The sequence below is a fragment of the Desmonostoc vinosum genome, from assembly GCF_059505385.1.
Genome location: NZ_JCACKM010000181.1, coordinates 1 through 12,758, shown reverse-complemented (window position 1 = coordinate 12,758; position 12,758 = coordinate 1). Strand labels below are relative to the sequence as shown.

Sequence of the window (12,758 nt, the reverse complement as noted above, 5' to 3'; positions counted from 1 at the left end):
AAGGGGGACAAGGGAGAAATTTTTATGATAAGTGATTAGCCGGACATGATATGAGAGAAAGCTGAGAAAAGATTTGAAAAAGTCTGGTATCTAGCAGCCCCTCAAAATCAATGCGATAAATTTTATCAAAAACCTTGTAAATACGCTTTTTTGAAGCGTATTTACAAGGTTTTTATTCAGCAAACCCTAAATATTTTTTTTACTTGCCACGATGGGCATTAGTAGATTATTTAGTCATCCCTTGCAAGTATGACCTTATAATCTATCTTGGAAAAGTTTCAAGAACTTAGTCAAAGCAAGTATGTTGATTGATGTCGGATCATAATTAATCTGCTATCCGATAGAAATCATAGCTTGTGGTTTGTTGATGCAACTGCAACTAGCTTGTGTCTCAGCTAACTCCAGATAATAGCACCAGTAACAACCATGACACGTCCTCCAAATCCAGAAAATGACCAGGTATCTAAGCGTCGTCTGTGGCTCCTACTTCTAGGACGTGGCAGTCTAATTATAGGTATTGTTTTACTTGTAGGAGTTGGAATTGGTGCTTGGTGGGCAAGAAATTATGTGTACAAAAATTTAGCACCTTTAGTAGAGAAAAATCTTGAGGACTTGCTTGGGCGTCCAATCAAAATTGGCAAAGTTGAACGTTTTTCCCTCTCTAGTTTAAGATTTGGCTCTCTATCCATACCAGCAACTGCCACCGATGCAGACCAAGTAACAGCAAAAGCTGTAGATGTGCAATTCTCACCCTTGGAACTCCTATTCAGCCGAAAGTTAGCATTAAATGTCACATTAGTCCAGCCTAATGTCTACATCCAACAAGATCAAGATGGTCGTTGGGTGACGGCACAAGTTAAAGCTGGGGAAGGTAAAGGTTTTATTAAAACTGAGTTACAGACGCTAACAATCGAAGACGGGGACGTGGAATTATTGCCAGCATCGACACCAACTAAACCAAAAGGTTCTGTAGTTATAGATCAATTTGGTGGCGTTGCAAAATTTTTACCGGATAACAAAGGTGTTGGTTATGAAATAAATGGTCAACTCACCAGGGGAGGCGCTGTCAAAATTGCTGGTGAAACACAAACCTCAACATCACAAACCAATCTCAAGGTTTTAGCACAGAATTTACAAGCCTCTGATATCAGTAGATTAATTCAGTCACCTATTGCTTTGCAATCAGGTAGCATAGACAGTAACTTAGATGTGCAAATTCCATCTGATCCCAAAGAAATAGCGATTACGGGAACAGCTACCGCTAATCAAGTTACAGCCCAAGTTCAAAATATTCCTCAACCGTTTGCCAATTCTAATGGCAGATTAAATTTCCAAGGGCAAACAATTGCTTTGGAAAATTTAACTACGAACTATGGTAAGGTTCCGGTTTTGGCGAATGGTACAGTGAATACGCAAACCGGTTTCAACCTCTCAGCACAGATTAAATCGGTCACGGCTAAAAATCTCATAGACACTCTCAAGGTGAAGTCACCAGTCATCGCAAGTGGGGAAGTACGCGCAGATATTAAGGTGCAAGGGCCAATCCAGCAACCAGTTCTGAGTGGTAGCGCTAGTAATATTAAACCTGTGCAAGTTGACCGCGTACAATTTAAAGCTATTAACACTGACTTTCGTTTGAGTGTAGCTGGCAAAACATCCCAAATTGCTGTTTCTAATTTGAAATTAGTTCCGGCCGCAGGTGGTCAAATCACAGGAGGCGGTCAAGCGCTGTTGGGAGCTAAAAGCGATGTAAAATTTAACGTGCAAGTTGAGGATGTGTCAGCAGATATCTTGGCACGCAGCTATGGCTTGACTACGCCTATTAGTGTGGGGAATGTTTCAGCTAAAGCAGAAGTTTCAGGCTCGCTTGGTAAACAGCCCTTAAAATTGGATATATCTAGTGTGCAAGTGACACCGCCAGCCGGAGGGCAAATTGTAGCGAGTGGTCAAGTTCAACTCGCACCCCAAGGTCAGGTAGCGGTAGATATTAAAGCTCAGGGGATACCAGGAAATGCGATCGCCCAAGCTTACAATATTTCTACTCCCATTAATGTTGGTGGCATATCTGCCAATGCTAAAGTTGTCGGCTCTTTAGGCAGACCTTTAAATGTCAACATTGCTAGCGTTCAAGCAAACCCGGAAGTGGGGGGAAAAGTCACGGCTAATGGTCAAATTCAACTAGCACCCCAAGGTAGAGTCTCATTAAACATTCAAGCACAAAACTTACCAGGGGATGCGATCGCTCAAGCATACAACACCTCAACCCCCATCACCATTGGTACGGTATCGGCAAATTCGAGAATTTCTGGTAATCTTGGCAACCTGCGGACAGTCACACAAGTACAAGCGCCTGCTGCCACCTATCCCATTACCGGACAAGTTGTGGCAACTCAACAAAGAAATAATATCCTCATGCCAATTGCGATCTTAAAAGTCGCAGGCGGTACTATTAGGGCGAGGGGTCAAGTTGTCCAACAAAGATGGCAAGCTTTTGTCAATGCAGAAAACATCAAGTTGAGCAGTTTTCAGCAGACACCACCGCAGTTACAGGGAGGAGTTTTAAGGAATGCGGCGTTTGATTTATCAGGTAACACCGCTTCTTTCCAACCTTCGACTATTCAAGCCACAGGAGTTGCGAATTTGAATGTAGCAGGCGGTACGGTTAATCTCAAAAAGCTAAATTTTAATGGTGGTCGTTGGCAAACTGTTGCAAATATCTCTCAAGTTCAAGTCAGCCGTTTCTCACCACAATTACAAGGGCGACTGAATAGTAATATCCAATTGGCAGGTACAGCGACATCATTCAAGCTTCCAGATATTCGTGCCGCTGGACAAATTCGTGTTTCTCAAGGGTTAGCGTTGTTGAAACAACCTCTCACTACCCAACTGCAATGGAATGGACAGCAGCTAATTGTCCAACGCGCCACTACCCAAGGCATAAATGCGAATGGGGCGATCGCTGTCCAATCACCAGAAAATGGTACACCTAAAATCACGGGATTTAATTTCAACGTCTCAGCTAACGATTTCAACCTCAACAATACTGGTTTTAGCGTTCCTGGAAACCAAGCCCTAGCAGGGTTACTCGATTTTAATGGGCAAGTTGTCGGCACTCCAGAGACTCCGACTGCTAGAGGTAACATCCGGCTGCGTAATTTCAAGGTCAGCGGCTTAGCGTTTGACCCACTTTTAACAGGAAACGTGAATTTTCAAGGCGGACAAGGGGCAAGACTGCAACTTGCAGGTGTACAAGATAGGATAGCGCTGAATCTGGGTGCAAATTATCGTCCCACTTCATTTTTATTCCGGCGTGGTGGGGCAGTTGCCACGGGAAGAACAGAGGGAGAAAATTTACTCGTCAACGCCCAACAGTTTCCTCTGGCTTTAATTGGCAGTTTCTTACCCAACAATGCATTGAAACCTGTAGCAGGGCAATTAACCGGCAATTTAGCTGTTAACTTAAATAATTATGCGACTGCGGGAGAGATTGCGATCGCTAAACCTCGTGTTGGCAGAGTCTCAGCTGATGAGTTTCGTGGTACCATCAACTATGCTGATGGCGGTGCTAGCTTAGCTAATGGTCTATTGCGGATAGCAGGCGGCAACATCGCCCTGAGTGGCAATTTGCAAACAGGAAACGACCCTCGATTTCAAGCCCAAGCTAATTTTGATCAACTCCCAGTTGAGAAACTCCTACAAGCCTTCGGGATTTCCGACTTTCAAGACTTTAGTGGTGAGTTACAGCCTCCCTCATTAGCAGGGGCAGAGATACTTAATACTTCGTCGGTGAGTTTACCCAACGCAGATTTACAAACGCAGTTAGCATACTTCTCGAAAATTGCTAACAATGTAGCACAGCAACAAAAGGCGGAGAAAAAAGCCGCACCGCCTTTACCTAGCCTAGCAGAATTAAAGGGTGCTTTGAGTGGAGCGATCGCTGCCAATGGTTCCTTAAGGTCTGGGTTAAATGTCGGCTTTAATTTTCTAGGTGATAATTGGCAATGGGGTAAATACTCCATCAACCAAGTCGTTGCTAAAGGCACTTTTGCCGATGGAGTCGTCTCACTCTCACCCTTGAGTGTAGGTATTAACCAGGGACAGGTAGCTTTTTCAGGACAGTTGGGAACCGAACAACTATCTGGACAGTTGCAAGTCGCTAGTTTACCTCTATCGCTTTTAGACCCTTTTATACAGAAATATCCTGTAGATATTACTGGGCAAGTAAATGCAGTAGCCAATTTAGCAGGCAGCGTCAAAGACCCCAAAGTCACAGGGGAAGTAGCGCTAGCAAATGCCACATTAAACAAGCAACCTGTACAAACAGGACAGTTGAAATTTGACTATGACAATGCGCGTCTAAATTTTGACAGTAACTTGCTAGTGACGGGAACACAGCCAGTAGCAATTACAGGTAGCGTACCTGCACCATTGCCTTTTGTAACTGTGCAACCAGATAGCAATCAAATTAATGTGGATGCCAACGTCAAAAACGAAGGACTAGCGCTGTTAAATGTATTTACTAACAACCAAGTAGCGTGGGTAGACGGTCAAGGACAAGTGAATGTCAACGTCCAAGGAACATTAAACCAGCCAATTATCAACGGTAATGCCACAGTCAACAACGCTACTTTTCGCGCCCAGGCTTTATCAGAACCCTTAACGAATGTTATAGGAACACTGCAATTCAATGGCGATACACTGAATGTTGAAGGTATTCAAGGTACATACAATCAAGGGCAAGTAAATGCACTAGGCACTCTCCCCATTTTTGCACCCCAGCAAGGTATATCCAACCCTTTAACAGTATCAATAGAAAAACAACTAGATTTTAAAGTGCCGAATTTGTATGAGGGTGGTGTCAGCGGCGATATCATCATTCGAGGCACAGCCCTCAAACCTAACATTGGTGGAGAGATTCAGTTGAGTGATGGTCAAGTCATCATCGCACAGTCTGCCACTGCTAGCTCAAAACCAACGAATACACCAGAGAATGATAACGTTATTACCCTAGCCGAGAGTAACACCAATACAGCAGAGAATAATACTAATCCAGCAGCAACACAACAGAACAGCACTAACCCCGCAACCACAGCAGAGACTAGCACTACAGATAGTGCAACAACCCCACCCAAATTACCCGTGGAATTTACAGATTTACGGCTAGTTTTAGGCGACGATGTTCGGATTGTTACCCAGTCCTTACTAAGCTTTGTACCAGGAGCAGCCCAGTTTAGCCAGCCCATAGCTAGCTTCCAGGCAAAAGGCGACCTAACCATCAATGGTACATTAGCAAAACCTCTTCCCGAAGGAGTCATTCGTCTCACAGGAGGACGACTCGACATCTTTTCCACTCAATTTACCTTAGCGCGGGGCTACGAACAAACTGCCCGCTTTACTCGTAGTCAAGGACTCGACCCAATTCTTGATGTCCGGTTGGTTGCAATTGTACCAGAGGCATCAGCAACGAGTAATCGCACACTCGAATCACCCCTTTCTGCGGAAATCAGCGATGTTTCTGCTAGCAACTTTGGAACTTTACGTACCGTTCGTGTACAAGCAAGGGTTAACGGCCCAGTTAGTAAATTGACAGATAGCTTAGAATTGACCAGCGAACCTAGCCGTAGTAGAGGAGAAATTATTGCTTTGCTGGGTGGTTCAATTCTCAGTAATTTTGGTCAAACAGATGCTGGCCAAGGGCTAACTAATTTTGCTAGTTCAACTATTTTGGGTAGTCTGCAAGGCACTATTACTCAAATTGGCCAAGCTGTAGGTTTTAGCGAATTTCGCGTATTTCCCACCCCTGTAACTAGTCAAGCCTCAAAGAGAACTTCAGTTTTAGATTTGTCAGCAGAGGGTGTGTTTGACCTAAATCGCAATTTATCCCTCTCCCTTTCACGGGCTTTGGCTAACGATGAGCCTTTCCGTTACAACGTACTATATCGACTCAACGACGAAATTCTCATGCGTGGTTCAACCAACTTAGGCGACGATAGCAAGTTGCAAGTGGAGTATGAAACAAGATTTTAGGGGAGTGGGGAGTGGGGAGTGGGGACTGGGGACTGGGGACTGGGTAATTATCTTTCTCCCTCATCCTCCTCATCCTCCTCATCCCCCGGTTGGTGAGCGAAGTCGAACCACATCCCCCTCATCCCCAGACCTATCTCGCTAGGTATGTATTCAAATTTCCTTGTTATCATTCCATCACTCGCTTGTCAATAAGTACATGTATCATGTACTGATATAAGTATAGTACAAATAAAGTTTTGTAAAGCGAGGGCTGCCAATGTACATCGTACAAATTGCCTCGGAGTGTGCGCCTGTAATCAAAGCAGGCGGTTTAGGCGATGTCGTTTACGGGCTGAGTCGAGAATTAGAGATTCGGGGCAATTGCGTCGAAATTATTCTGCCCAAGTATGATTGTATGCGCTATGACCATATTTGGGGATTTCATGAGGCCTACAGAGACTTGCAGGTACCCTGGTATAATGCTGCAATTCACTGTTCTGTGTACTGCGGTTGGGTGCATGGACGGGTGTGTTTCTTTATCGAACCCCATTCAGGTGATAATTTCTTCAATCGGGGCTGCTATTACGGTTGTGATGATGATAACATGCGCTTTGCATTCTTCAGTAAAGCTGCTTTAGAATTCCTCCAGCAAAGCAATAAAAAACCTAACATCATCCATTGTCATGATTGGCAAACAGGCTTAGTTCCTGTCATGCTCCATGAGATGTATAAATATCACGGCATGGAGTATCAACGGGTTTGCTACACCATCCACAATTTTAAACATCAGGGAATAGGTGGTGTACAAACTCTCTGGGCAACAGGTTTAAACAGAGAAGACTATTACTTCCAATACGATAAGCTGCGTGACAACTTTAACCCCTTTGCTTTGAACTTTATGAAAGGGGGTATTGTTTACTCCAATGCTGTCACCACAGTTTCGCCAAACCACGCTGAGGAAGCCCGCACAACAGATATCGGTTGTGGTTTAGGTCATACTCTGTACTTGCACAGAGATAAATTTAGTGGGGTACTCAACGGTATTGATTACGATTTTTGGAATCCTGAAATCGATCGCTACATACCCTATAACTATAGCTATGATGGTTTTGCTCAAAAACTATATAACAAAAAAGCTTTGCAAGAGCGGCTGATGCTCCGCCATTCCGATAAACCACTCATTGCTTACATCGGTCGATTAGATCATCAAAAAGGCGTGCATCTTGTGCATCATGCTATTTATCACGCACTCAAAAAAGAAGCGCAATTTGTATTACTAGGTTCGGCGACAGAAGCAGGAATCAATGCTCAATTTCAGCATGAAAAACAATTTTTAAATAGCAATCCCGATGTCCATTTAGAACTAGGTTTTAATGAAGAATTATCCCACCTAATTTATGCAGGGGCAGACATGATTATTGTCCCGAGCAACTACGAACCTTGTGGTTTAACTCAAATGATTGGCTTAAAGTACGGTACTGTGCCTATTGTGCGCGGTGTAGGTGGACTTGTAAATACAGTCTTTGACCGAGATTACGACCAGAATGTACCACCGGAAAACCGCAATGGCTATGTGTTTTATGACACAGACAATTATGCTCTGGAGTCAGCAATGGATCGAGCGATCGCTTTATGGATACAATATCCCCAAGAGTTCCAAAAACTAGCTATTGGGGGTATGCAATACGATTATTCGTGGAATGACCCAGGAGATAAGTATTTGGAGATTTACGACTGGATAAAACACAAATCGTAATTCACTAGCAAACTCTTGTAGGATGGGTGTCTCGTATCTCGTTGGTTCTCTTTGGCAAGCAAGACGCCTGCCCCACAAGAAAATTGATATTGCAACGTTTTAGTCTTGCCACTACTATTGGCGTGTCAAGACTAAATAAATAAGTGAATATAGCAGAAGGGCATTTAATTTTATTGAAGTAAAGGTAAATGGATATTGAAGTACAAGATAGTGATGTAATTGAAAAAGATGAGGATACTGCTGAAGAAGATAGAAGTGATAATGGTGGATTGTATCCTTATGACCCAACCACAGCAGATATTGACATTAGAGAAGACCCCCAAACAGTTTTCGAGTTAATGAGAAAATATAATAATAATAAGCTGATAATTGATCCTGATTTTCAACGTAATCTAGTTTGGACACCACAAAAGAAAAGTAAATTTATTGAATCAGTAATTCTTAACTTTCCATTACCTCCTTTGTATGTTAATCAAACTGTAGAAGGTAAGTATATTATTGTAGACGGGTTACAAAGAACATCCACCTTACACGAATTTGTTAATGATGGATTTAACTTAACAGGCTTAGAAGCTTTAACAGATTTAAATGGATATAATTTTTCAGAACTTAAAGAGTTGCCAGGTGACTATCAAACAAGAATAGAAGATAAAAAACTTTATATATACATTATTAGACCTTCTGTACCAGCCAAAGTTGTTTACGATATTTTTAATAGAATTAATACGGGTGGAACAAATCTTGAGCGTCAAGAAGTCCGAAATTGCATTTTTTCGCGGAAAATCGACTAGACTCCTCAAAGAGTTATCAGAAAAAGACTATTTTAAAAGAGCTATTGATTATGGAATATCCCCTAGAAGGATGAAAGATAGGGAAGTTATTTTGCGCTACTTAGCATTTAAAATTTTTGATTATAAAACAGAATATCCGGGTGAATTAAGCGATTTCGTGGAAAAGGCAATGAAAGAAATTAATCTGATGAAGGATGATAAAATAGAACTTTTAAAAAATGATTTTATGAGAGTTATGAATTTAAGTTTTGAATTTTTTGGACGAAGAAACTTCCGTCTACCAGCAGCAGAAAGGAGAGGAAGAATAAATATTGCTATTTTTGAATCTGTTTCTTGTTTCTTCTCAATTAACAGTGATGATTTTTTACAAAACCATAAAAAAAATATTCAGTACAACTTTGATAAGTTACTACAAAATCCAGAATATATTGATGCTATAAGATATGCTACGAGTAGTAAAGCTAAAGTAATTACTAGATTTAAACTTGCACAAGAAGTTTTAGGAAATGTATAATGCTTACACAAATAGAATGGAATATTGGTTAGAAAATAAATTAAATCTAAGCTCACTAATATCACTGCACAGTTTTTCTTACTCACAACTCTCAGAATCAGAACTCATCTAGAAAAAACCTAAAAATATTGATAGGCTAAAGTTAGATTTTATCAATAAGAAGATAAAGCACGAGAACGAACTAATACCCCCTTGTAGTGAGACCCCCGACTTTTTGAAAAAGTCGGGGGTCTTTAGGTATTTAGTAGCGCTTCTGGAAGCTTAACTACACAGCAATTTGGTAAATTTTAATACTAGGGCAAAGAATCTAAATCTAAAGATTGCATGCCTTGACGTTCTACAAACAACAGCATACTATTCAACTGTAGCCAAACAAGCAAGCAAGTCAGAAGACTAATCGGTAGACCTATCCCTAAAGCCAGTGAAGAGGGAAAGCCAAATATTGCTAAGCCTGAAGAGAGAAATAAACAAGCACCAGCAGTGATGCCGATAAATGGTACAAATAATTGTTTCAATGAGGAACGCGGTTGAATATTTTCGCTGCGATCGCTAGGCCATTTCTCGACAATTACTTTTAAAGTACCAGATAAGGCAAAACCAGATGTTAACGCTATCAGTAAACCTACAAGCAACAAGAAATATGGTGGTTGTAAAGGGTAATAATACATGAAATCTCCTGGTTGATGTTAAGTTAGGGAACGAGGAACAGGGAACAGGTGAGCGTGGTCATGGGGGTTTCCCCCATGAGCGAGTGGCGATCTTGGCAGCATTAGCGACGTAGGAGCGTCACCCGAAGGGAAACAGGTTTGAAAATCCATATGTAGTTGTGCTTGCTCATTAGTCAAAAGTATTTACAAAGGACTAATTACTCATGACGGTCTTAATTACGAATTACGTTAGCGTAGCGTTAGCGAGTCCTCGATAGCGAAGCGTTAGCGACGCAGGAGCGTCGCGTCATTACGAATTATTTAGCCAGAGAATGTGCAACAGCTTATTTATCCATTGACTGATTGCCAGTGAAAGAAGTTAAGAATGCGGCCTTGGGTAATATAGCAACTGCACCTTCTCTAGATAAATCTGTTAAGACGCTGATTGCTGCATTTAACAAACGATTTGGTTGTAAGTCATCTTTAACCAGGTTCCACAGGCGTTGGACTTCTTCGGTATGCAGGCGGTCATCTTCGGTGAGTGCTAGCACTAACTGCCGCCGCAGAAACTTACCTTCATCTGACAGCAAATATTGCAATCCTATCTTTGCTGTAGGTAGAACATCAAAGTTACCATCTGTACGCGCGATCACAATTAAATTCTCTAAGCGCTGCCATTGGAATTTACTATCTTTAAATAACACATTGAGCAATCGCCGCCTTAATTCGGGCGATTCCCCTGTTAGTAAGCGCTTGGCGATGTAGGGATAACCCACCTCAACAATTTTGAAATTCGGGTTGAGACTCAGGGCAATACCTTCCTGTGTCACCAACGAACGAATAATTAAAGCAAACTTGGCTGGAACTCGGAAGGGATATTCATACATCAATTCCGAGAACTCATCAGTAATGGTTTTGAAGTTAAAATCTGCAACGTTTTTGCCAATGGCATTGCCTAATACGGCTTCCAATGCTGGCACTATCGGACAAATATCTGTGTCTGGAGTTAAAAACCCCAACTTCACAAAGTTCTCTGCTAAGTCAGTGTAATCTTTGTTAACCAGATGCACCAAAGCATCAACAAGTGTTTCTTTGGTGTTTTCCTCTAATTGATCCATCATCCCGAAGTCAATGTAAGCCATACGACCATCTGGCATGGCAAACAAGTTACCTGGATGGGGATCTGCATGGAAGAAACCATGTTCTAGCAGTTGCTGTAAACCGGAAGTCACGCCAATTTGGATAACTATCTCTGGATCTAAACCCGCTTCTCGGATGCGTTTTGTATCCGTTAACTTGAAGCCGTTAATCCATTCCAGGGTTAAAACATGATTACTGGTGTAACGCCAATAAATAGCTGGAACTTTGACTTTTGGGTCGTTGCGAAAGTTACTAGCAAATTTTTCCGCGTTGCGACCTTCATTTATATAGTCAATTTCTTCAAATAACTTAATGCCAAACTCATCTACAATCAAAGTCAAATCGTGACCGAGATTGAGAGGCAACCAAGGAGCGAGCCAACTCGCTGCCCAACGCATCAGATACAGGTCGCGTGTGAGAACTGGGCGTAAGTTGGGGCGCTGTACCTTCACTGCTACTTCTTCACCGCTTAGTAAACGTCCACGGTATACTTGACCCAAGCTAGCAGCAGCTACTGGTTGGGGTGATAGTTCGCTAAAGCATTCTTCAATGGAGCGACCTAGTTCAGTTTCGATCATTTGGTAGGCGATCGCATTATCAAAAGCTGGTAACTGGTCTTGTAATTTCACCAGTTCCTCAAGAAAGTCTTTGCGTATCAAGTCAGGGCGAGTTGATAAGGCTTGACCAACTTTTATAAAAGTAGGCCCCAGACGGGTCAGTAGTTCTCGCAACTGAGTAGCCCGTTTTCCCTTGTTTTGCTCAACTTGATTCTGCCATTCATCCAACTTCAAACTCAAGATGAATCCAGCAAAAGACCAAACAATTCTCAGCAGTCGCGCCCAAGCTTGCCAAGGGCGGTAACGATAGAAACGCGCGATCGCGTCTGGATTATAGCGCTTTAGCTGAGCAGGTTGATACTGACCCACGCTCTTTCTTGCCTCTTCAACTGGGAATTTTACACTTTAATAGCCTTATTCCTGAACCATAAGTTTTGTTACTAGTTCAGAATGATGGTAATTTTTTATCTAAAACAACTAGAACTTTACCTGTTTTTGGCTACTATTCACAGCGTTTTAGCTCGTCTTACCGCTTAAAGTTATTTATCTTTTTCTTAATCATACTTTATAAAACTACAAGTATTTATACTACCCTCAGACGATTTTATCTTTTCTTAACTATTATCCTGAGCTTAGTTGATGAAATTATTTGCGTAGGTAGGGAGTGGGGAGTAGGGAGTGGGGAGTAGGGGCAGGGGGCAGGGGATATGATTCTTCACTCCTCACTCAGCACGGGCTAAACACCCCGCTACCGCGCTTCAGCACTCAGCACTCCTCACTCAGCACTGAGTATTGTAAACTCTTCCTTTCCAAGCACCGCCGCGTCCTTGCCAGTGTCGCAGCGCGGAATCTAAAGTCATCAAGGTATAGAGAAAAGCGATCGCGCTTAAGCAAAATGCCCACCCGAAAGAAAGTTGATAAAAACGGGTAGTTGGGAAATAAGCCAAAGTCATCAGTAACCATGCTGATAAACCTGTAAGAGCGATCGCCCAATTCCCCGTCAATAGACCGAAAATGATACTCATAGGTGGAACTAGATAAATCAGCGTCATTCCTATCAAAGTTCCCAGCAACAGTAAAGGAGAATAATTCAGTTGCGTATAGGCAGTACGGGCAACCATATCCCAAATAGTCATCAGCGAGTCATACGCACGTAAACTCCGAGTCATAGTACTTAACCCTAGCCAGATGCGACCCTTTTTGGGGGATGTGGTTCGACTTCGCTCACCAACCGGGGATGTGGGAGAAATTTTCTCCGCGTCCCCGCGTCCCCGCGTCCCCGCGTCCTCCCCTCTCCCCGCGTCCCCGCGTCCCCGCGTCCCCGCGTCCCCGCGTCCCCGCGTCCCC

At 42.6% G+C, this 12,758-nt stretch carries 8 protein-coding genes; 5 read left to right on the top strand and 3 right to left on the bottom strand.

Features of this window, described 5'->3' with window-relative positions; all coding sequences use genetic code 11:
- The first annotated feature begins 426 nt into the window (after positions 1-426).
- From AC5JMF_RS23355 to AC5JMF_RS23335, 5 genes are all read left to right on the top strand, one after another.
- A complete protein-coding gene (locus tag AC5JMF_RS23355; RefSeq protein ID WP_495798090.1) occupies positions 427-6,027 on the top strand; it encodes a translocation/assembly module TamB domain-containing protein in 5,601 nt (1,866 codons plus the stop codon).
- Positions 6,011-6,169, top strand: a complete 159-nt coding sequence (locus AC5JMF_RS23350; RefSeq protein WP_495798089.1) for a hypothetical protein — start codon at positions 6,011-6,013, stop codon at positions 6,167-6,169. The genes AC5JMF_RS23355 and AC5JMF_RS23350 overlap by 17 nt, the downstream gene beginning before the upstream one ends.
- 114 nt (positions 6,170-6,283) lie before the next feature.
- Positions 6,284-7,762 carry a glycogen synthase GlgA gene (gene glgA, locus AC5JMF_RS23345; protein ID WP_495798088.1) on the top strand — a complete coding sequence of 493 codons (1,479 nt, stop codon included), beginning with the start codon at positions 6,284-6,286 and terminating at the stop codon, positions 7,760-7,762.
- A gap of 188 nt (positions 7,763-7,950) precedes the next feature.
- Positions 7,951-8,553, top strand: coding sequence for a DUF262 domain-containing protein (locus AC5JMF_RS23340; protein ID WP_495798087.1), 603 nt, complete (start codon positions 7,951-7,953; stop codon positions 8,551-8,553).
- On the top strand, positions 8,492-9,067 hold the full coding sequence (locus tag AC5JMF_RS23335; protein ID WP_495798091.1) for a hypothetical protein: 576 nt from the start codon (positions 8,492-8,494) through the stop codon (positions 9,065-9,067). Before AC5JMF_RS23340 ends, AC5JMF_RS23335 begins: the two co-directional genes overlap by 62 nt.
- Before the next feature lie 293 nt (positions 9,068-9,360).
- On the opposite strand, the gene AC5JMF_RS23330 is transcribed toward AC5JMF_RS23335, so the two are convergent.
- The 3 genes from AC5JMF_RS23330 to AC5JMF_RS23320 all read right to left on the bottom strand — a co-directional run.
- Positions 9,361-9,735, bottom strand: coding sequence for a hypothetical protein (locus tag AC5JMF_RS23330; protein WP_495798086.1), 375 nt, complete (start codon positions 9,733-9,735; stop codon positions 9,361-9,363).
- A gap of 323 nt (positions 9,736-10,058) precedes the next feature.
- Entirely contained in the window at positions 10,059-11,780 is a 1,722-nt protein-coding gene (locus AC5JMF_RS23325) for an ABC1 kinase family protein (RefSeq protein WP_495798085.1), read from the bottom strand.
- 410 nt (positions 11,781-12,190) lie between these two features.
- Positions 12,191-12,758: glycosyltransferase (locus tag AC5JMF_RS23320; RefSeq protein WP_495798084.1), on the bottom strand; the 568-nt coding region annotated here is incomplete at its 5' end.

What these genes read in the sequence shown, in the direction of transcription:
- AC5JMF_RS23350 (WP_495798089.1), top strand. Translation starts at nt 6,011, where the DNA reads ATGAAACAAGATTTTAGGGGAGTGGGGAGTGGGGAGTGGGGACTGGGG.
- AC5JMF_RS23340 (WP_495798087.1), top strand. Translation starts at nt 7,951, where the DNA reads ATGGATATTGAAGTACAAGATAGTGATGTAATTGAAAAAGATGAGGAT.
- AC5JMF_RS23330 (WP_495798086.1), bottom strand. Translation starts at nt 9,735, where the DNA reads ATGTATTATTACCCTTTACAACCACCATATTTCTTGTTGCTTGTAGGT.
- AC5JMF_RS23355 (WP_495798090.1), top strand. Translation starts at nt 427, where the DNA reads ATGACACGTCCTCCAAATCCAGAAAATGACCAGGTATCTAAGCGTCGT.
- glgA (WP_495798088.1), top strand. Translation starts at nt 6,284, where the DNA reads ATGTACATCGTACAAATTGCCTCGGAGTGTGCGCCTGTAATCAAAGCA.